The 20,648-nt window shown below is 65.5% G+C and carries 11 protein-coding genes and 1 CRISPR repeat array (1 of these 12 cut by a window edge); of the genes, 5 read left to right on the top strand and 6 right to left on the bottom strand.

All coding sequences use genetic code 11. From position 1 onward, the window contains the following. Positions 1 to 2,861: a CRISPR direct-repeat array (repeat unit 28 nt; unit sequence GTTCGCTGCCGCGCAGGCAGCTCAGAAA); it reaches 835 nt to the left of the window's first position. Positions 2,862 to 2,996: 135 nt separating this feature from the next. After that, positions 2,997 to 3,662 (top strand): DNA adenine methylase, encoded by a 666-nt coding sequence (locus TVNIR_RS11500; protein WP_015258526.1) that lies wholly within the window; start codon positions 2,997 to 2,999, stop codon positions 3,660 to 3,662. 15 nt (positions 3,663 to 3,677) lie between these two features. Beyond that, positions 3,678 to 5,111, top strand: a complete 1,434-nt coding sequence (locus TVNIR_RS11495) for an IS66 family transposase (RefSeq protein ID WP_015259201.1) — start codon at positions 3,678 to 3,680, stop codon at positions 5,109 to 5,111. 880 nt (positions 5,112 to 5,991) lie between these two features. Here the strand turns inward: TVNIR_RS11495 and TVNIR_RS11490 are convergent. The 3 genes from TVNIR_RS11490 to TVNIR_RS11485 all read right to left on the bottom strand — a co-directional run bounded on the left by TVNIR_RS11490 (position 5,992) and on the right by TVNIR_RS11485 (position 11,137). Continuing rightward, the gene (locus TVNIR_RS11490) at positions 5,992 to 8,307 is read right to left on the bottom strand and encodes an IS4 family transposase (RefSeq protein ID WP_015259200.1); all 2,316 of its coding nucleotides are present in this window, start codon (positions 8,305 to 8,307) and stop codon (positions 5,992 to 5,994) included. A gap of 566 nt (positions 8,308 to 8,873) precedes the next feature. Next, positions 8,874 to 9,986: a hypothetical protein gene (locus tag TVNIR_RS19820; protein WP_157092270.1), complete on the bottom strand. Its 1,113-nt coding sequence runs from the start codon at positions 9,984 to 9,986 to the stop codon at positions 8,874 to 8,876. Positions 9,987 to 10,711: 725 nt separating this feature from the next. After that, positions 10,712 to 11,137, bottom strand: a complete 426-nt coding sequence (locus TVNIR_RS11485; protein WP_043739680.1) for a MerR family transcriptional regulator — start codon at positions 11,135 to 11,137, stop codon at positions 10,712 to 10,714. 120 nt (positions 11,138 to 11,257) lie between these two features. Here TVNIR_RS11485 and TVNIR_RS11480 point away from each other — a divergent pair, with 120 nt between their 5' ends. Then, positions 11,258 to 12,346: an SO_0444 family Cu/Zn efflux transporter gene (locus TVNIR_RS11480; RefSeq protein WP_015259198.1), complete on the top strand. Its 1,089-nt coding sequence runs from the start codon at positions 11,258 to 11,260 to the stop codon at positions 12,344 to 12,346. 190 nt (positions 12,347 to 12,536) lie between these two features. On the opposite strand, the gene mgtE (TVNIR_RS11475) is transcribed toward TVNIR_RS11480, so the two are convergent. Both mgtE (TVNIR_RS11475) and mgtE (TVNIR_RS11470) read right to left on the bottom strand, forming a co-directional pair. Beyond that, the gene (gene mgtE / locus TVNIR_RS11475; RefSeq protein ID WP_015259197.1) at positions 12,537 to 13,898 is read right to left on the bottom strand and encodes a magnesium transporter; all 1,362 of its coding nucleotides are present in this window, start codon (positions 13,896 to 13,898) and stop codon (positions 12,537 to 12,539) included. Positions 13,899 to 13,911: 13 nt separating this feature from the next. Then, on the bottom strand, positions 13,912 to 15,276 hold the full coding sequence (mgtE, locus tag TVNIR_RS11470) for a magnesium transporter (RefSeq protein ID WP_015259196.1): 1,365 nt from the start codon (positions 15,274 to 15,276) through the stop codon (positions 13,912 to 13,914). 607 nt (positions 15,277 to 15,883) lie between these two features. Here mgtE (TVNIR_RS11470) and TVNIR_RS11465 point away from each other — a divergent pair. After that, a complete protein-coding gene (locus TVNIR_RS11465) occupies positions 15,884 to 16,606 on the top strand; it encodes an ABC transporter ATP-binding protein (protein WP_015259195.1) in 723 nt (240 codons plus the stop codon). 37 nt (positions 16,607 to 16,643) lie between these two features. Continuing rightward, positions 16,644 to 19,175, top strand: a complete 2,532-nt coding sequence (locus TVNIR_RS11460) for an ABC transporter permease (RefSeq protein ID WP_015259194.1) — start codon at positions 16,644 to 16,646, stop codon at positions 19,173 to 19,175. A 55-nt stretch (positions 19,176 to 19,230) separates the two neighbouring features. On the opposite strand, the gene TVNIR_RS11455 is transcribed toward TVNIR_RS11460, so the two are convergent. Next, the gene (locus TVNIR_RS11455; RefSeq protein WP_015259193.1) at positions 19,231 to 20,646 is read right to left on the bottom strand and encodes a c-type cytochrome; all 1,416 of its coding nucleotides are present in this window, start codon (positions 20,644 to 20,646) and stop codon (positions 19,231 to 19,233) included. Between the last annotated feature and the right edge of the window lie 2 nt (positions 20,647 to 20,648).

Raw genomic sequence — 20,648 nt, 5'->3', positions numbered from 1 at the left:
GCGTTCGGCGTTCGCTGCCGCGCAGGCAGCTCAGAAATTTGTTCATCGCGGCGGCCATTGAGCGGTCAGGTTCGCTGCCGCGCAGGCAGCTCAGAAACTGTTGCGTAGGTGTCTCCGGCATCAGATTTTTGTTCGCTGCCGCGCAGGCAGCTCAGAAATTGTCAATCATGAAGGCGAAACCGCCCACAGTGTTCGCTGCCGCGCAGGCAGCTCAGAAAATCCCATGCGCCAAGCCGCCGAGCGTGTCGTCTGTTCGCTGCCGCGCAGGCAGCTCAGAAATCTTCGCCGTCGTCGTCTACACCGGTGGCCGTGTTCGCTGCCGCGCAGGCAGCTCAGAAAAAAGACGATGTTGTCAGTGGAGGTCATTTCTTGTTCGCTGCCGCGCAGGCAGCTCAGAAATTATGGCCTCCTGACCGGCGGCGCGATCACGCGTTCGCTGCCGCGCAGGCAGCTCAGAAAGCCCGACTGGAAGGCTGCCGCGTCGGTCTGCGGTTCGCTGCCGCGCAGGCAGCTCAGAAAAACACCGACGCCGAAGCGTATGCGGAGATTGCGTTCGCTGCCGCGCAGGCAGCTCAGAAATCTCGGTCAGATCAGGGGATGGCGGGGGCTCGGTTCGCTGCCGCGCAGGCAGCTCAGAAATGCTGGAGAAGTGGCAACGGACGTGTGCCTACGTTCGCTGCCGCGCAGGCAGCTCAGAAAGGTAACGCCGACTCCAGGTACGGCAATCCAGGGTTCGCTGCCGCGCAGGCAGCTCAGAAATATGGGATGCCGCGGTGGCTGTCGATGTACGCGTTCGCTGCCGCGCAGGCAGCTCAGAAACTCGAGCGCATGACGCCGAGCCAGATCCAGGCGTTCGCTGCCGCGCAGGCAGCTCAGAAATGATCAAACGTCAGAGCCAGTGCGTCGCCGCTGTTCGCTGCCGCGCAGGCAGCTCAGAAATGTAGGTGATCCTTGGCGGCCTGCTGCTCCTCGTTCGCTGCCGCGCAGGCAGCTCAGAAACCTGAAACACGGCCGCGGCGTGCCGGCCCCGGGTTCGCTGCCGCGCAGGCAGCTCAGAAAACGTAGGGAGTGCCCTTGGTGACCGCGATCAGGTTCGCTGCCGCGCAGGCAGCTCAGAAACGCTGGGCTGCGTGTCCAAGCGCGGCGTGGTGGGTTCGCTGCCGCGCAGGCAGCTCAGAAATGTGGCGTTCGAAGGCGCTTCTGGAGCCGACCGTTCGCTGCCGCGCAGGCAGCTCAGAAAACGTCCGCATCGAGATCGATCCGCAGCTTCACGTTCGCTGCCGCGCAGGCAGCTCAGAAAACGGGGGTCAAATTGATCGAGCAGGTGCTCGCGTTCGCTGCCGCGCAGGCAGCTCAGAAAAGCGAGACGAACGCCGCGGGGTCCGCCTCGTCGTTCGCTGCCGCGCAGGCAGCTCAGAAAAGGTTCCTCTGCATCTCCCGGGCGGGGTAACGGTTCGCTGCCGCGCAGGCAGCTCAGAAACTCGAGCACGACGTACCGCCAGCAGACGCTGAGTTCGCTGCCGCGCAGGCAGCTCAGAAAATCTGCAGGAGCATTTCCCGCGTGATCTCGAAGTTCGCTGCCGCGCAGGCAGCTCAGAAATCGAGGCTCGCCGCGGTCATGTCGCCGCCGTCGTTCGCTGCCGCGCAGGCAGCTCAGAAAACCAGGTCAGGTTCCGACGTAGCCGCACGATCGTTCGCTGCCGCGCAGGCAGCTCAGAAAAGCGGCTGAGGTGGCTGTGGGTGTAGTGCCGCGTTCGCTGCCGCGCAGGCAGCTCAGAAATGCGTGTCGGAACGGAGCTCCATCAGCAGGCCGTTCGCTGCCGCGCAGGCAGCTCAGAAAAGACGTCGCGGGAGGCATCGAGGTAGGGCCGGGTTCGCTGCCGCGCAGGCAGCTCAGAAATTGATCTCGGCGGGATCCAGGCCGGCGACTTTGTTCGCTGCCGCGCAGGCAGCTCAGAAAGCAACTACAAGACGATCAACGAGATGGAAATCGTTCGCTGCCGCGCAGGCAGCTCAGAAATGAACGTCGTGCAGACGCTAACCGACCCCACCGTTCGCTGCCGCGCAGGCAGCTCAGAAATCTTGCAGCTTCTTCGCGCCGTTGTCCTGGCCGTTCGCTGCCGCGCAGGCAGCTCAGAAATCCTGTTTGGGGACCGCCGCGCCCGCGTGTCCGTTCGCTGCCGCGCAGGCAGCTCAGAAATGTGGCGCATGGACCGTATCTATTCCCGTCAAGTTCGCTGCCGCGCAGGCAGCTCAGAAAGTCATCCCCCCGATCACGAAACGAATGCTGTTGTTCGCTGCCGCGCAGGCAGCTCAGAAAACACCAGCACAAGACATTGCCAATATCGACACCGTTCGCTGCCGCGCAGGCAGCTCAGAAATCTACGGCGGGGCCAAGCTGGTCGTGACCCAGGTTCGCTGCCGCGCAGGCAGCTCAGAAAATGCGCCGCGAGCTATCCAATCTCGGGATCACGTTCGCTGCCGCGCAGGCAGCTCAGAAAATGTAGCGGGTGGAGAAGCCCTTCTGATTGAGGTTCGCTGCCGCGCAGGCAGCTCAGAAAGCATTGTAAAGGCCTACGAATGAATATCCCCCGTTCGCTGCCGCGCAGGCAGCTCAGAAAATCGTCGCCGAAGCGCTTGGTCGGGCCATAACGTTCGCTGCCGCGCAGGCAGCTCAGAAATTTGCACCAGCTCGCGGAGCCGGTCTTTGTTCGTTCGCTGCCGCGCAGGCAGCTCAGAAATATGAGTGACCTGTTCGGAAACAGCGAAATCCGTTCGCTGCCGCGCAGGCAGCTCAGAAACATAACCGTAATAGAACCATCACCTATCCCTGGTTCGCTGCCGCGCAGGCAGCTCAGAAATCTTTCGCTCGCGCATTCGCTATCCGGACAGCGTTGTATCCGTTCAGCCCCCCCTGGAGAAAGCTGCGATGACTTGACGGTATAGCGCGTCGCGGCTATGGTGGTCTCCATGATCACGGGGATGGGAGGCGTGCGATGGGCGGCTATTTCGGTTCGAAGGCGACGGTCGGGTTGTGCCAATCGATCATTGCCTTGATGCCGCCGCACGACACCTACATCGAAACCCATCTCGGTGGTGGGGCGATCATGCAGCGCAAGCCGGCGGCGTTGCGCAATATTGGCATCGACCTGGACCCGCAAGCACTGCGGGAGTTTGCGGGCCCCTATCCGATCGAGAAGGTGAACGCCTGCGCGCATGCGTTTCTGGCCGGGTTCGATTTCCAGGGCCGGGAATTGGTCTACAGTGATCCGCCGTATCTGCATGCCACCCGCACCTCGCGGCGGCGCTATCGATTTGAATACCAGGAGGCCGACCATCTCGAGCTGCTTGCGCTGCTCCAGTCGCTCCCCTGTTCGGTCATCCTGTCGGGCTACCCCTCGGCGCTGTACGACGAGCATCTGACGGGTTGGCGGAGCCTGGAAGTGCAGGTGATGATCCAGGGTCGGGTGCGCACCGAGAAACTCTGGTTCAACTTCACGCCCGATCGGGTGCATTGGCCGCGCTATGCGGGCAAGAACTTCACCGACCGGCAACGGATCAAGCGCAAGGCCGCGAGCTGGGGCGAGCGCTACCGGGCCATGCCCGCGGCGGAGCGCCTGGCGGTGCTCTCGGCCCTGATGGCGGTTGAGGCCGAGGATTGAGGTGGGTCGCGGAGGATGCGCCTGAGCCCACACGATCTTCGGCAGATCGACGAGGCGTTCATCGCGGCCCTGAGCGAAGCCGCGCTGCGCGTGCTTGCGGTGAATCTGCTGGTGGATTTGAAAGAGGCGCATGATCGCCTGGGGCAAAACCCGGCCAACAGTTCCCGGCCATCGAGCAGCCAGCCCCCTTGGGAAGCCGCCAGCGCAGCAGAGACGGAGGACCCAACCGAAGATCCGACGGCGCCCGCGTCAGAACCCCCGTCATCTGCGGCGACCACGCCCGCCTCCGACAAGAACAAGGCGCCCGCCGGCAAACCCGGCAAGCGCCCCGGCGCACCCGGTTGCGGCCGTCTGGTCACGTTGCCGGTGCAGGAGGAGATCCTGCACAGCCCCGATCGCTGCCGATGCTGCGGCACGCCCTTTCCCGCGGATGCTCCGACCAAGGGCTACAATGGTCGCTATGCACTCGATGTGGTCGCCCCCACTTCGGGTTCCCCAGGCCTTGAAGTCCGTCACACCAAGCACGTCTATCTGCAACGGCAATGTTCCTGCGGCCATTGGACGCATGCGGAACCGGGACGCTGTGCAGAGAATACGGATTGGCAGGTCGAACTGACCGAATGGCACCTGGCCGGTCCGATGCTGGTGGCGCTGATCTGCGCCTTGTCGCTGCGCCAGCGCGTTTCGCGCCGGGGTGTCCAGGAGTTTCTGGCCGATTGGCTGGGCGTATCCCTGAGCATCGCGGCGATCCACCAATGCCTGCACGAAGCCGGTCGCGCGGTCGCGCCGGTGATCGAGCGCGATATCGTGCCGTTGATTCGCGAGGCCGAACTGCTGCATGTCGACGAAACCGGCTGGAAAGAGGGAAACCAGCTCTTGTGGCTGTGGGTCTTTACCTGCACCACCGCCACCCTGTTTGCCATCGGCAGGCGTTCCCGCAGGATGCTGCACAAGATCCTGGGCGAAGCGTTCGTTGGCTGGTTGATGAGCGATGGCTTCTGGGCCTATCGCGATTACGATCGCCGCTTGCGCTGCCTGGCGCATCTCATCCGCAAGGCCCATGGGCTGGACCAGAGCCTCGACCCACTGGCGCGACCGTTTGGTGCCGCCACCCTGGCCCTGTTCGAGGACCTGCTCCAGCAAGTCTACCAGGCCCGGGAAGGACCACAGCCTCCGGCCGATCTGTACCAGAAAAACCGCGGCAAGCTCGACGCCTTCAACGACCTATGCGTGGATCACTGGGACTGTGCGCACGAAAAGACGCGGCAACTGGCGCGCGAGTTCACCCATGACTGGGAGGCGATCTGGGCCGTTCTGGAGTTTCCGCGGTTGCCCATCACGAACAATTGGGCCGAACAGGCCTTGCGGCACTGGGTGATCAGCCGTCGCATCAGCCAGGGCACCCGGACCGAGCAGGGTCTTTGGCCTTCGCGCTCCTCGTCAGCGTGATCGAAACCTGCCGCAAGCGCGGGGTCTCGCCCTGGCCCTACCTGGCTCAGGTGGTCCAGCAGCGGCGCAAAGGCGAGCCGGCCCCCGTTCTGCCTGAACCCGCCCCGGCACCATGACCTTTCGCCGCATGCGGTTGTAATACCAGCACTCAAGCCTGGGGGAGTGAACGCATACGTTTCCAGCCCTCGAGACACCACATATACCTTGGTGTTGAAGGCTGTGGACGTACGAGGCCAGCCTATTGCCGGGCTGCGGATCGAGCCCTTTGACAAGGATCCGGAGTCGCTTGACGATCCGTTAGGAGAGCCAGCGACTACGGATGAGGGTGGTCTTGCGACCTTTCGCTTCAAACGCTCCGATTACATCGAACACCCAGAGGAGCCGGGTCCGAATCTCTCCTTCAAGGTTTATCGAGGCGAAACCCTGCTGGATCATGTGTTATCCAACATACGTGATGTTCGCAGCTTCCAGCCGCCACGGCAGCCAGTAATGTTGCGCGTAGAGAAACACCAGGTTGTCAGCGGCGTGGTCGCCCAGCCATCGCGTGTTCCAGCGGGGAAACTAAGATTGGTGTTACATTACGTGTCTTCGGCAGACGAGAGGCGGTTCCTGGCAGAGACGTTTGTCGACGCCCGAGGCCATTATACGTTCCGCTACGATCCAGGCGATGGTCGCGTGAACCTGCAAGTTAGCGTGATCGACCCAAGGACCCAACAACGGGCAATACCCCTGATGAAGCCCCGATACGGGGCTTCACCGCTGGAGATTATCAATCTGGTTGTCCCTTCTGAGTAAGACTTCATAAACAGCCAGGAGGTCGTTCAAGACTAGCTCTGCCCTTTACCCACAAGTTGCGCAGACCAGTCGATACGGGGCGGTGTCATTCGATTTCATCTCGTAAAGCGTAGGCAAAGGACATGGTGGTGAGTTTGGCGTAGCCGTGCCACATCAGTTGGTGGCCAGGCGGCGGATCGTGATTGCGGTTGGTGTAGCCGCCCAGGATGGCGACTTCGCGAACCGCTTCCTGGAGACGGGTGGGGCGGGGTCGGCGCCGGGACTGCGCGTAGTCGCCGAGCACCCGCAGTTCGACGTCCGAGAACAGCAGTTCCGGCGGCAACGCCGGGGCCTCGCGGCCCAGCAGGGTCATCAGCATCACGCGCCAGGCGATGACCAGCCGGATCGCGATGGCGCGTTCCAGGCGCTCGACGCTGTGATGGCCGAGTTCGTCGATCTTGCAACCCGATTTCAGCACCCGGTGCCAGTCCTCGATGCGCCAGCGCAGGCGGTACCAGCGCAGAATCTCGGCGGCCTGTTCGGCCGAGGCGACGGTCAGGGTGGTGAGCACGAACCACTCAAGCGGCTTTTCCCCTTTCGGCGGATCCCGTTCCAGCGCGTGCACCACGGTCAGTTCCAGGGTGACCGGCTGATCGGCATCGGCGGGTGTGCCACGGAGCGTGATCGGGGTGTAGCGCAGTTCCAGTTCCGCGGTCCGTGCCGCTCGGCCCAGGCGCTCGGGGCGCTTGCTGGTCTTGGTGCGCAGGCTCTGGCCATCGACCGGGAGTTCGACCGAGCCGCGGCTCGCCGTCGCCCGGGCGACCTCGAACAGGCGCCGCCCGTCGGCAAGCCGGCGGTTGTGCTGGGCGCGGATCACCAGCTCCACCGCGGGGTGACGCTGCTGCTCGACATAGAGCTCGAACGCATCGGCCTCCCGGTCGGCGACACTGATCACCCGGGTATTGGGGAGGGTCGCCGCCAGTGCCGCTGCATCGCGCAGACCGGCGATCCAGCGGAAGCTCTTTTTCTCTTCCTGCGCCGGTTCCGCGTCGCCCCGCGGCTGCGGCGCCTCGAACTGCGCTTGCAGCACGCCCAGCGGCAGCCCGTCGGCGTTGACCGCCAGCGTCGAGTGCAGATGCAGCCCCAGACTCTCGGCACCGGTTTGGTTGCGGCCGATGACCCCGACGCCGCGCGTCTGCGGGCGGGTGGTGAAGTTCAGATCGGTGCCATCCTGCAGGCACAGCACCGTTGCCTGCGCCTGCATCCGGCGCTGCGTGCACGCCCGATGCGGCGCCAGGATATGCTCCGGCGTCACGTCGGAGTCCTCCGGCTGGTCGATCAGCCGGTAGTAGCCCTTCACCGCCGCCCAGTCGTCGCGGGCCACCGCGGTGAACGCGCGCAGCGGATCCTCGCCCTGGCGCCGGGCGCTGTCCACCAGTCGTTTCGTCAATCGCTTGTCCCCCAGGGGCGCACCCCCGAACTCGTGTTCAGCCCACTGCTGCGCATCCAGACCCTCGGCGGGTTCCAGCGGCGTGTCGCCTCGTGCCGGTGCCGGACCGACGCCCAACCGTGCGCGCCAGTCGGGTTCGAGTTCATAGACATAGATCGCCTTGCGTGTCTCTTCCGCGGCGTGGCCGCGATCCTGGCGACCCCGGCCACAGGTCTCGCCCACAAAACGCCAGTTCGACGCCCGCAGGCTGACCCCGGTGTGCGGAGGCTCGATGAAGGTCTCCACCAGCCAGGGACGATACCCATGGCAGGCCTCGAAGTCAGCCCCCAGCCGCCGAAACGCCCGACCCAGTGTCCACGAGGCGAGGTTCCGACAGGAAACGCCCGGACGCAGCAGGAACCGATTCAAGCCAACAACACGATGCCGATGGCGTTCCCGCAGCGCCGGATCCCAGCCGATCCAGGCATCGCGGGCGGCCAGCTGTAGTGCCGACGCCGCGAACCCCAGCGCCCCCAGCCAGCCCTGTGCCGAACCCACCAGATAGCGCACCTGCGCGCCCACCAGCGGCCCCATCCCGCGCGGGTGCTCACGCGCCATCAGCTCATTCCAGAGCGCCCGGTGTTCGGCGGTGTCCACCCGTACCAGCTCCAGGCCCTCCAGCTCGGTGACCTCGCGGCCCACGCCTTGCGGTGCCGGCACCGCCTCCCCCAGACGCCGGCCCTGGCCCCCGCGCCCCGGGGTGCTGCGCGCAGGCGGCAGCGTGATCCGGCCTGCACGCTCCAGCGCCCGCAGCGCCTTCAAACAGCCCGCCCGCTGCACGCGCCCACGCGCATCGAGAAAACCCAACGTGGCACAGACCCGGTCCGCAAGCCCCGTGCGGTGCAACTCCGGCGCTTCCCGGATCAGCGCCTGCACCCGAGCCAGGTTCGCCGGCGCGCTCAACGTGCGCTTGATCTGGCTCTGCTCCCACATGCCCGGCACGGTACCCGGCCGGCAGGCGTTTGTCCAGCACTAGATGTGGGTATAGGGCAGCGCTAGGGATGCCTGGATTATTGACTTCGAATACGGCGAGAGGGAAAGAAAGCGCTTATTCGAACCCCACTACGTTCGTCCCGTTCGCGGGGGGCGAGCATCATGGGGTCTTCGCGGTTTAGTGTAGGGTGAACGGCTCCGGTCGGCTACCGCCTGGGTCCGATTCGAGTCAAGTTTCATGCAATGCCACGAGCTTTACCGGCAGACTTTCGGTGTTCCAATACCATGGTAGGTCTCCGGGGTGGCAGTCGATCTGCCCGGCATCGGTATCACAGGCGAGATTGGTTGCTCCGGCGAAGGGCTGGGTGACCGCTCAGGCCGACTCGCCCGCGCTTCTTATTTGCCGCCGCACCTCACCTCACGAACTCTGGCGGACTCACCGAGGCTCGTCTGCCGCTTGAGCCTCCCGGAGACCATTTTGTCAAAAGCCCCAGGTCGTCTGCATCAGTTCAGGTTGTCTCCCGCGGCGAACCGACCGCGAATAAGGTCATCCAAATAACGAGTCGTCATCTTGTTGCTTCGGTCCATTCCGGATCTTCAAATATCCGATATTTCATGCTAGATTGGGTTATATTTCGGAAAATATATCTTCTTGATTCGCTTCTTCTGGTTATCGTTACGTCGAACACGTCATTTTCAAGCAATCGTATACTACTATACTGCCAATTACGATTACCTGTTCTGAAGCTCTCTTCTCGAATAACAAACCGGTGTACACGGTAACCCGCTTTCATGTCATACCAATTCCCAAAAAACGCATTCGGCATTTCGTTTATTTGCAGTAACTGTGGCACCGGTTTGGTGCCTGGCTTGCCTTCCATACAGGCCAGAATACGAGCCTCATTTTCTTGGATGCAGCGCTCGCACTCAGGGTGTGCCATGCGGACGCCGAGCAGCGATATCGTCTCCCGACACACCGGGCACACCTTCTCCTCGCATGCTGCTCGACTGGGTGGCACGGGGTCCGGCGGGTCGTCCGGATCACCCCACGTGCTGCGCAGATCCTCAGGTCCGCAAGGGATCGCCCCCCGAGGGGTAGGGTCCGTGATCCGCGAGGCAAGGCCCTGTTCGACCAGATTCTCATTCCACCAAGCATGACAGTACTCGAACGAAACATTCTCCAGAATGATGTCACGACCGATTTGCTGGAGCGCTCGCGTCGCCGGCACATGACCGTCATAGGCACGCCCCCACATGGCCCAACGCCCTACTTCCTGCTCGCGATGATCGGGAAAGCGCCCGATCGCGCAACACGTCTCCCCGGTCTCACAGCGTGGGTCACAGGCCGGCGGCGGGTCGTAGGGATACCCAGGTAACGCCTCCCCTTCCCAGCGGGGAATCTGGGCGTTCGCCATCCAACCAGCGATGGCACGACCTCGCTTCGGTCCGAAAACGCGGATGGGATGGGTTGCTGAGGGCAAGTTGGGATCACATACCATCGCGTACCGATACGGATGGGTGTTCGTGCGGACCACTTCGCAACAGTTGACGCCGGAGGTGCATTCGAAATCCCACGGGTTCAACCGTTCGACGCCTGAGCCGCTGGGCTGAGCAAGCGCGGGTAGGAGCCACGCGAAAAATCCGACAGTCACCAGCCAAAGTAGCGCGTGCTTAACCATTACACCCACCTTCCGCCATGCAGACAGACTTAAACCATACCACCATTGGTGTAATTATAGGCCATTTCTTGGTCCGGGCTTGCAGCTTGAACTGGCCAACGGCTGCCTTCCTCAACGTCGTCCCTACACGCGTAGCGGGTCGGTCGTTCAAGAGGCTGCTTTTCTATCCGCAGGAGCGAATGCGGCCGATACGCCAATTCTCCAGCCCTTTCACCCGAGCTTCGCGACATCCGGATCTGGGGTAGCATCCTGGCTCGACCATTTGATGCCGCCACCGGCCAACGAAGGTTCCAGTCAATTGGCGGCTGATACGAGCGCGACCATGAAGCGGCACGCGATGGCCGGGACTGAGGTTTGGTTTGAGGGTGTTGATCATCGGTTTGGGCACTCCGGGCGAAGTCGGTTACCCCTTCGAGACCAGCCAATACTGCGTGCCCGGCTCCCACATCGTCTCACCCGTAGGACAATCAGCGTTGAGCAATACGAGTAACGGGAAGCGACAGCTCTTAGCAGTGCAGCAGGCGGTCGCTGATCATTGCGCACTGCCCGCTTCGGGCCGACTACTGCCAATAGCTGTCTCTGGACGACCCTGGACAGGCGGTCGCCGGGGATCGATGACTGGCTGGGATCGGCCGCAGGACCGACATCCGACCCATGGTCTAAGCATGGACGCCGACAAACCGGTGTGTGTACGACGCCGTGATACATCCAGTCTGAACGAAGGGTCATTCCGGTGATTGGATTTCGGTCCCGCGCCTGAACAAGGCCTCGATGATCCGGCACTCGGCCACCCGTCCGCCGCGGCATTGGGTCACCATCGCACGCAGCTCTTCGGCGAGCTGCTGAAGTGAGGCGATGCGTGCCTCGATCCGTTCCAGATGCCTGGATGCGATTCTGTCGACCGCGCGGCAGTCGGCATCGGGATGGTCGGCCAGCGCAAGCAACTCGCCGATCGCGCGCAGATCCAGTCCCAGTTCACGCCCGTGGCGGATGAAGCCCAGGCGATCGACCGCAGCGACATCGTAGCGACGATAACCGCTGGTCGACCGGAGCGGGGTCTCAAGCAGACCCAGCTTCTCGTAATGCCGGATCGTTTCCGGCGAGCATCCGCTGAGTCGCGCCACTTCGCCAATCCGCAACGACGCTTTCATCCGGCTTGACCTTGTAAGCGTTACAGGGTTTAGCCTGCTCCCCTGTCCGCCATCACGCAAGTCTGCAGCCGCCGCGTGTCGGCCGTTCGGCCCCTGTGTGAATGGCATTGGAGCGGTTCGATGAATGTGTTGCACGAGATTCTCGGGGTGGCATTGGCCGCGGCGCCGTGGCTGTTGCTGGGGCTGTTCGTTTCCGGCCTGATCCGCGCGTTCGTGGATGATGCGGTCCTGCAGCGTTGGGTGGGTGGCGAGGAACCCGGGAGCATCGGGCGCGCGGCCGTGATCGGGGCGCCGCTGCCCTTGTGCTCCTGCGGTGCGATTCCGACGGCGCTGACATTGCACCGCGCCGGAGCCGGCCGTGGCCCGACGACCGCCTTTCTGATTGGTACGCCGGGCATCGGGGTCGATTCGCTGGCCATCACCTATGCGTTGCTGGGCCCGTTCATGATGCTTGTGCGGGCGCTGGGCGCTGTTGTCACGGCGGTGGTCACTGGGCTGCTGGTCGCGATGGGGACGCGCGGAACGCCGATGCCGGTTTCCTCATCGGACGGTCGCTGCGCCTGCAACGCCGGCGGGTGCGGCTCGGAGCCGGCCGAACCCGGTCCCCCGGGTTCGGTGCCTGCGGCACCCGCCCAGCCCCCACCCGCGCGCCGTCTGCACGAGGGCATGCGGTATGCGTTCGGAGATCTTCTCGAAGACATCGGGCCCTGGCTCCTCGGGGGGCTGGTGGTGGCCGGGGTTCTGATTGCGCTGGTTCCGGCGCAGGTGCTGTCGACCTACGGTAGTGGTCCGGTTGCGATGCTGGTGATGGCCGTGATCGGTATCCCCATGTACATCTGTGCGGCGGCGGCGACCCCGATCGCAGCGGGGATGCTGGTCGCCGGTGTATCTCCGGGCACGGTACTCGTGTTTCTTCTGGCCGGTCCGATCACCAGCGCGGCAACGCTCGGGCTGCTCCGGCGGGAGTTCACCAACGTCGGACTGGCCTGGTATCTGGGCGGCATCGTGGCGAGCACCATTGCCGTCGGGATGGCGACCGACGGAGTGATCGGCCTGGCCGGACTCGACATTGCCGCCCAGGCCGGTGCGGCGCGGGAGTTGCTGCCGGCGTGGCTGGAAGCTGTAGCGCTGATCGTGCTTCTGTGGTTGGGCAGCCGACCGGTGCGGCAGTGGGTGGGCCGTCGCCTGGGGAGTGCGGCGCCCCGTTGACCCACCCACAGCGGCGTCACCGAACTCCGTGGCCAAACGAGCCGGGGGTCGAGGCGTTGCAGGGGTAGGCGGGTGCGCGGTGGAGCGGGGTGAGGTCAACGCACGGTGTGGAAGGACACGCCCCCTCCTCAGCCCTCGCCGACAAGTGGGGGAGGGAGCTTGATCCGCTCCCGGCCGTGCAGGGGAGCGGTCACGCCAGCTGCAGGATCGCGGTGGCCACGCCGAAGTAGATGATGATGCCGATCACGTCGACGACCGAGGTGATCAGCGGCGCGCTCGCCGTGGCCGGATCCAGCCGGAGCCTGGTCAGCAGGAACGGCAGGCTCATCCCGAACATCGACCCGAACAGCACCACGAGGAACATCGCGAGCGCGATCGCGTTCGCGACTTCGAGGTTGCCGAGCCAGTTGCCGGTCAGCCAGATTGCGGCGGCCATCGATATGCCCAGGCCCGCGGAGACGCTGACCTCCTTGGCCGCCATCCGGAACCAGTCGCGGGTCTGGATGTCGCCGGTCGCGAGTGCGCGCACCATCAGCGTCGACGCCTGGGCTCCGGCATTGCCCCCGGAGGCGATGACCATCGGCAGGAAGAACACCAGCGCGACGACCGCCTCGATCGAGGCTTCGAAGAACGCGATCGCGGTACCGGAAAGCAGGTTCACCAGCACCAGGATCACCAGCCAGCCGACGCGCTTGCGGTACAGCAGCCGCATACTCGCATCGCGCAGCGACAGCGGCATGTCGCCGACTGCGGCCATTCGGTGGAAGTCCTCGGTCGTTTCGTCGCGGATGATGTCGAGCACGTCGTCCACGGTGATGATGCCGAGGATCACGCCGCGTTCGTCTACCACGGGGAGCACGTCGAGGTCGTAGTGGCTGATGCGCCGGGCAGCCTCCTCCTGGTCTTCCTGCGCCTCGATGCTGACGATGTCGGTATGGATCCGCGACTCCACGGTCACGCTGGGCCGGCTCAGCAGCAGTTCCTTCAACCGCATCCAGCCGAGCAGCTGGCCTTCGGGTGAAACCGCGAAGATGGTGTTGACCGTCTCCGCGATCTCGCTGTGCTCGCGCAGATGATCGAGCGCTTCGGCGACGGTCCACTCGGGGCGCACGGTCGCGAACTCCGGTGTCATGATCCGCCCGGCGCTTTCTTCCGGGTAGGCGAGAAGCGACGAGAGCGCCTGCTGGTCGCCTTCCGGCAGCGCCGCGAGGATCGCCTCGGCGTGGTCGTCCTCGAGTTCGTCGAGGACTGCGGCCGCGTCGTCGTAGGACAGTTCGCCGATTAGCCGGGTCGCCTCGGCCGGGTCGAGCTGCTCGAGGAGCACGGTCTGGTGCTCGGTGGGAAGGTGCGCATAGATCTCGGCGGTGCGTTCGTGGTTCAGACGCTCGAACAGCGCGTGCCAGTGCTGGCGCGGCAACTCGCCGAGCGCCAGCGCGATGTCCTGCGCCGGGTTCTCGTCGATCAGCTCGGCCAGGTGCTCGACGGCGTCGTGCTCCAGCGCGTCACGCAGGCGGTCGGCGAGCGTCGGGCTTTCTTCGATGATGGCATTCATGGCGGCACCGACGTCATGCACCGGCAATGGTGAGGTTGAAGATCGCGACGGCGAGCGCGAAGTAGATCAGGATGCCGAAGACGTCCGCGAGCGAGGTCACCAGCGGCACGCTCGCGGTGGCGGGATCCAGCTTGAAGCGGTTCAGGATCAGCGGCAGCAGCATGCCGAGGATGCTCGCCGCCGCCACAATCAGCGACATCGCGATTGCCACCAGCAGCGCGAGGTCGAATCCGCCGCGCCAAAGGCCGACCATCGACACCGCGATCCCCATCGTCGCTCCCAGCGATACCGACACACCGATTTCCTTGCCCCAGAGCTTCAGCCAATCGCGGGCACTCACATCGCCCGTCGCCAGTGCGCGCACCATCAGCGTGGAGCTCTGCGCGCCGGCGTTGCCCGCCGACGCGATGATCAGTGGCAGGAAGAACACCAGCGCGACCAGCGCCTCGATCGCCTCCTCGTAACGCGAGATCACGTAGCCGCCCATCGCGTTGAACGCGACCAGCACCAGCAGCCAGCCCACCCGCTTCTGAAAGAGCAGGAGGGGGCTTGCGTTCTGAAGGCTCAGGGGCAGCACGCCGACCGAGCCCATCTTGTGAAAGTCCTCGGTGGACTCGGCCTCGAGCAGGTCGACCACGTCGTCGACCGTCACGACGCCGAGGAGTACCCCGTCCTCGCCGACCACCGGCAGGGTTTCGAGGTCGTAGTGCTGGATGCGGCGGGCTGCCTCGATCGGGTCGTCGAGCACCGACACCGTCACCGGCGGGTTCGGCGGCAGCAGGGTTTCGACCGGGTCGTCGGGACGCCCGCGCAGGAAATGACGGATCGGGATCGATGCGACCAGGCGGCGCTCATCATCGACCACGAAGATTACGTTGTTCGTATGTTCGTCTGCGTTGCGCCGGATGAAGGCCAGCGCACGTTTTGTGCTCCAGTCGAGTTCCACGGCCACGACGTCGGACGACATGACGCGGCCGACCGAGTTGCCGGGGTAGTTCAGCTGCTTCAGCGCTCGGCGGATTGCGCGAAAGGGCAGCAGGCGCAGATAATCGCGCAGCTGTTCTTCGTCCAGATCCTGCAGCAGGGCGGTCAGGTCGTCGGTGTCCATCTCGGACAGCAGGAAGCGGGCATCGGCGCGCGGGCTCTGGCCGAGGAGGCGGACTTGGTACCCGGGGGCAAGGTAGCCGAAAACATCGGCCTTCCGGCCGGGAGGGAGACGGTTGAACACGGTTGGTAAATCGTCGCCACCGAGCTCCATCAGCACCCAGGCGATGTCCTGGACGCGCATGAAGTCTAGCGTCTCGCGCAGGCCGTCGCGGTCGTCCAGACGCAGCAGTTCCTGGATCTCGACGACGAATTGCTCCAGATTGTGTTCCATACCGCTCCTCCGGGCCGGCCCCGGTCGTGCACCGGGGGTGGGTACGCTGTGCGGGCAGCGCGGGTTCGGTGTGGGCGCGGGCGCGGTTCGGTGTTCCCTCCCTTGCGGTGCAGCAGCCCCGAGGGGTGCCTGCCGCAGGGCAAAGCAGGGTGATGACGAACTTCGGTTCTGGCCCGGCCGTTGGTTCCACATGCCCTGCGGACGACGACCGAACCGGGAGGGGCTGGGTCTGCTACCGCAAGGCGTGGCTAGATCGACTGCGTCGGTTGCGCTTCAAGGCAGAAACCCATGTTTCGGATGACGGCGGAATTGTACCGGAGGACCCGCTACCGTGGAACCGGAATTTGCTCACGAGTGGCTGGCGCCATGGTGCGCTCGCCAGGCTGGGCGGGAAGCCATCGATCGAAGGCCAGTGGGGTGTCCGGGCGCCGAACGGCGGATGACGGCCTTTGGCCTCCATCCTGCGCGTGCAGGCACCGGAGTCGCGGGCATCGAAACGGAACGGACCACATAGGGCCGCCATCGGAGCCAAGTGCAGTATCGTACCCAGCGGTATGCGAACCCATTGCGGGCGGGTGCGGTCCGATGGTGGACACGGGAGGGGCCCATGGCCAGCGAACCGAACTCAGTGCTCGATTGCCGCGCCCTCGGTTTTTCCTATTTCGGGGGCGGAGGCAGCATCCCCGTGTTGCATGCGCTCGACCTGCAACTCGCGCCTGGCGAGCGCGTCGCGATCGTCGGCGAGAGCGGCAGCGGCAAATCGACACTGCTGCACCTCGCCGCGGGTCTCGAACGCCCGACCTCGGGAAGCGTGCGTCTGAACGGGGTCGACCTGGGAACCCTGGACGAGCGGGAACGCACGCTGCGCCGCCGGCGGGAAGTCGGGATCGTGTTCCAGGCGTTCCACCTGATTCCGACACTTACCGCCGCCGAGAACGTGGCACTGCCGTTGGAACTCGCCGGCCTGGCGCTTGGACGCGAGGCGCGAACCCGGGGGCACTCCGAACTTGCGGGCGTGGGCCTGGCGGACAAGGCGGATCGTTACTCCGAACAACTCTCCGGCGGCGAGCAGCAGCGGGTCGCGATTGCCCGGGCGCTGGTGCACCGCCCCCGCCTGATCTTGGCCGACGAGCCCACGGGGAACCTTGACTCGAACACCGGCGAGGCGGTGTTTCGCCTGCTGCTCGCGCGGGTGGAGGCAGCCGGAAGCGCGCTGCTGATGGTCACCCACAGCGACGCCCTCGCCGCGCGGCTGGACCGCACCGTGCGGATGGTCGACGGACGCCTGCTGGACCACCCGTCGCGAGCTGCGGTCGGTACTGAACGATGACCCGCTGCCCGTCCGTCACCCGTCGCCGGGAACCCGCGTGAACGGTAACGCGCTGCTGCTGAAGGCCTGGCTGCGCGACTGGCACCGGCATCCGCTGCAGCGGGCGCTGACGATCCTCGGCGTGGTGATCGCGGTGGCGGTGGTGCTCGCGGTCGACCTGGCCAACCAGTCCGCGCAGCGCGCCTTCGACCGCTCGATGCTCGAGGTCGCCGGGGCTGCGACGCACCAGATCCTGGGGCCGGCCGAAGGGTTCGACGAACTGTATTACCGGGATCTGCGCCTCGCCGGATGGCGCGACCTCGCCCCGGTCGTCGAAGGGGCACTGCGGCTCGAGTCCGGCGAGACGGTGTACCTGCTCGGCGTCGACCCGCTGGCCGAGGCTCCGTTTCGCGAGGCCGCGTCCGGCTTCGGCTCGATCCCGGTGCAGCGTCTGATGACCGAGCCGGGCACGGTGCTGGTGCCGCCCGAATGGCTGCAGCGGCAGGGCATCGACGGCGAATCGACGCTGCGCGCGCACGGCGCGACGGGTCTGCACAGGCTGACCGCGCTTCCTGCCCCCGCGGGCGCGGCACAGGGCCAGATCTGGGTTGCCGACATCGCGACCGCTCAATTGCTGTTGGATCGGGCCGGGCGGCTCGATCGGATCGACGTGCGCCTCGACCGCGGCGGTCGCGCAGAAGACCTCGAGGCGCAACTGCCGCCGGGGCTGGAGTTGATCGCTGTGGGCGCGCGCGACGCCGCCGCCCGCGAGCTGGCGCAGGCGTTTCGGATCAACCTGACCGCGATGAGCCTGCTCGCGCTATTGATCGCGGTGTTCCTCGTCTACAACACGCAGACCTTTTCCGTGCTGCGCAGGCTCCAGGTGCTGGGTTCCCTGCACCTGGTCGGCGTCGGGCGCGGGCAGGTGATCGGCGTGGTGCTGTTCGAGGCCTTCCTGGTTGGGCTGATCGGCACGGTGCTCGGGATCCTGTTCGGGATCTGGCTCGCACAGGGGCTGGTGGGGCAGGTGGCGCGCACCGTATCGGATCACTTTTTCACAGTCGCGGTGACCGCCGTCGAGCCGCGCCCGCTGGCGCTGGCGGCCGTGCTGGCACTGGGGCTGGGGCTTACGGTGCTGGCGGCATTGGCGCCGGCGCTGGAGGCGGCCGGCAGCCGCGGGATGGGCGCGTCCGGCCGGGCGGCGGTGGAACGCCGCGCCCGCAACCTGACCGGCTACCTGTTCGCGACCGGATTGCTGGGACTACTGGCCGGCGCGTTGATTGCGGCGCTGGGTCTCGGGGGACTCGTCGGCGGCTTCGTCGCGCTGTTCCTGATGATCACCGGTTTCCTGCTATTGCTGCCGCGGCTGCTCGTGTTGGCGCTGCGCTGGCTCGGCGGCCCGATCGCGGACCGCTTCGACAGCCCGCTGCCGCGGCTCGCCGGGCGCAGCCTCGAGCGCAGCCTCGAGCGCAGCCTGTCGCGCAGCGGCCCGGCGGTGGTCGCGCTGACGCTGGCGCTGGCAGCGGCGATCGGCGTCAGCGTGCTGGTCGGGAGTTTCCGCGTCAGCGTCGCCGACTGGCTGGGACAGACGCTGACCTCTGACGTCTACCTGGTCTCGGCCGGGCCGGCGGCGGCACGCAGCTCCTCCCGGCTGCCCGGCGACTGGGCGGACACTGTGCGGCAGTGGGCGGAGGTCGCGTCGGTCAGTACCGCGATCACGCTGGAGACGCCTTCCGGGCTTGGCGTGATCGATCTATTCCTGCTGTCCCCGCATGCCGACTGGCTCGGCCACCTGCCGCTGGTCGCAGGCGCTGCCCCGGACCTCGACGCGCGCCTGCGCGAGAGCGACGCAGTGCTGATCACCGAGGGGTTCGCTGCACACCACGCGCTGAATCTCGGTGACCGGATCGAGATCGCAACCCCACAGGGCCGGCGCAGCTTCGACGTGGCCGGGATCTACCGCGACTACAGCAACCCCAGCGGTACCGTATTGATGCGCGCTGAACGCTACGACCCCGGGTCTGCCCGCGAGTTTGCCTCGATGGGGCTGCGTGCCTCCGAGGGTGTGACCGTTGAGGCTCTGGAGGCCAGGCTGGAAGCCTGGGCGCGGGAGCAGGACCGGCCGGCGCTGGTGACCCGCCCCGAGGCGATCGAGGCCGAATCCTTGGCGATCTTCGACCGAACGTTCGCGATCACGCACCTGCTGCGGCTGATCACGCTGTTCGTCGCGTTCGTCGCGATCCTCAGCGCGCTGGTCGCGTTGCAGATGGAGCGGGCCCGCGAGTATGCGGTGCTGCGCAGCACCGGGCTCCCGCCCGCCGGGGTCACGCAGCTCGTATTCCTTCAGGGCGGGCTGCTGGGCCTGTACGCGGCGCTTGCGGCGATCCCGCTGGGGCTCGGTATGGGCTGGATATTGATCGAGGTGATCAACCGCGAGGCCTTCGGCTGGCGCATGGACGTGCTGCTGCCGGGAATGCCGCTGGCCGAGAACGTCGCGCTCGGCATCGGCGCGGCGTTGTTGGCCTCGATCTACCCGGCCTGGCGTTTGGCGCGGATGCCGGTGGTGCCCGCGCTACGGGTCAACGCCTGACCCAATCGGTATGTCTACCTCCCGTCTGGCGGGCGCGGCGCGCACCTTTTTCAACCTATAACGTCTTCAGGTATTCGATCAGCGCGCGGCGCTCGTCAGGGTCTAGCGAGTCACCGAACCGGTGTCCCGCGTTGCCATAGCCGTGCCGGGTCGTGTCGTAGATGGCTTTCGCTTCCTTCGGATCGGCGGCGCCGTCCTTGCCATGCGGCAACTCCTGGTATCGCCAGCCCAGCGTTTTCGGATCGTAGACCGGGGGATCGGTCTGCAGGCGCCAGAAGGTGGGCCGGCTGTCGCTGTCGAACAGCGCGGTGATGCTGGGAACCGACCCGTTGTGCAGGTACGGGGCGGTGGCCCAAACCCCGTCGAGCGGCGGGGCGACGTATCCCAGAGCCGGTTTGGCTTCGGCACCCTGCCCATAGAAGGACCCGTTGAACCAGCTCAGGAAACGATCTGCCTCGACAGCCTGGCGGGCGTAGGCCGGATCGGTGCCGACGGTTTCCAGGTCGACGATGAGATTTGGGTAGGTCGGCGAGTCGTCGTAGGTTCCGTGGCAGGCAGCGCAATGCCGTTCGAACACGGCGCTACCGGTCTTGGCGAGTGTTCGGTCGATTTCGAAAGGGAACTCCGGTGGCTCGAGGCTGGCGATGAACGCCCGCACGTCGGCAAACCACCGGTCGATCTCGCGTGCCTCCTCCAGGTCGTCGGTGCAGACCAGCGACTTCATCATCATGAAGCGAACGTGGTCGCCGCGGCCCGCGCCGTGGTGGAACATCGCATGTTTATGCTGCATGCGCCACCAAGGGGGAACCTTGGTTGGCAGCGGTTCCCGTGGGGGCGGCGCGAGCCGCGGCTCGTCATTCCAGGCGAGGGTATCCGGGTCCCGGTGCGCGATCAGTGCCATGGTGAGGTTGGGAGCCGGATTCACGCCTACGGTGTTGGTAATCATGTAGGGCGCAATCGCGCCGACTCGGTCGGCCCATTTCGCCCAGGCTGCCGCGGCCGGCCCATCGTCGACAAAGGCGCCGAAGGCTTCGGCCCAAACCGCGGGGTCGCTGGTGAAGTCGAGGAACGCATTGCCCAGCCCGACCACCAGCTCGCCCTCGAAGTCGGCCGCGTGGCAGGTTAGGCAGTTGCTCACTACCAGTTCGACCCCGTCCGCATTGACCGTGGCGTTGAACGCATGGGGCAGCTCCGCGTTAAGGCCCTCGCGTCCTGGAAGGGAATGGCCCGGCTCTGTCGGCGCCGGGCTGGCCTGGAAGGCTTCGACCGGGATGCCGCAACTGACGTAGCCGCGATTGACCAGCGTGTGATAGCCGGCATCGGGATCGCCGGGGCGTTGCGCGCTCGCCGGAATCGGCCCCGGCTCGGCGATCGTCACGGCGGGCGGTTTCGGTGCGTCGCTGCCGCAGGCGAGGACCGCGAAGGAAGCGAGGCCCAGGAATACGAGTATTTTCCAGTCGGTCGTGTTCACAG

The organism is Thioalkalivibrio nitratireducens DSM 14787 (genome assembly GCF_000321415.2).
In the GTDB taxonomy this organism is placed as follows: domain Bacteria; phylum Pseudomonadota; class Gammaproteobacteria; order Ectothiorhodospirales; family Ectothiorhodospiraceae; genus Thioalkalivibrio; species Thioalkalivibrio nitratireducens.
This window is presented reverse-complemented; position numbering and strand designations above follow the sequence as displayed.

Excerpts from the sequence above, each read along its gene's own strand:
- TVNIR_RS11500 (WP_015258526.1), top strand. The coding sequence starts at position 2,997 with ATGGGCGGCTATTTCGGTTCGAAGGCGACGGTCGGGTTGTGCCAATCG.
- TVNIR_RS11495 (WP_015259201.1), top strand. The coding sequence starts at position 3,678 with ATGCGCCTGAGCCCACACGATCTTCGGCAGATCGACGAGGCGTTCATC.
- TVNIR_RS11490 (WP_015259200.1), bottom strand. The coding sequence starts at position 8,307 with ATGTGGGAGCAGAGCCAGATCAAGCGCACGTTGAGCGCGCCGGCGAAC.
- TVNIR_RS19820 (WP_157092270.1), bottom strand. The coding sequence starts at position 9,986 with ATGGTTAAGCACGCGCTACTTTGGCTGGTGACTGTCGGATTTTTCGCG.
- TVNIR_RS11485 (WP_043739680.1), bottom strand. The coding sequence starts at position 11,137 with ATGAAAGCGTCGTTGCGGATTGGCGAAGTGGCGCGACTCAGCGGATGC.
- TVNIR_RS11480 (WP_015259198.1), top strand. The coding sequence starts at position 11,258 with ATGAATGTGTTGCACGAGATTCTCGGGGTGGCATTGGCCGCGGCGCCG.
- mgtE (WP_015259197.1), bottom strand. The coding sequence starts at position 13,898 with ATGAATGCCATCATCGAAGAAAGCCCGACGCTCGCCGACCGCCTGCGT.
- mgtE (WP_015259196.1), bottom strand. The coding sequence starts at position 15,276 with ATGGAACACAATCTGGAGCAATTCGTCGTCGAGATCCAGGAACTGCTG.
- TVNIR_RS11465 (WP_015259195.1), top strand. The coding sequence starts at position 15,884 with ATGGCCAGCGAACCGAACTCAGTGCTCGATTGCCGCGCCCTCGGTTTT.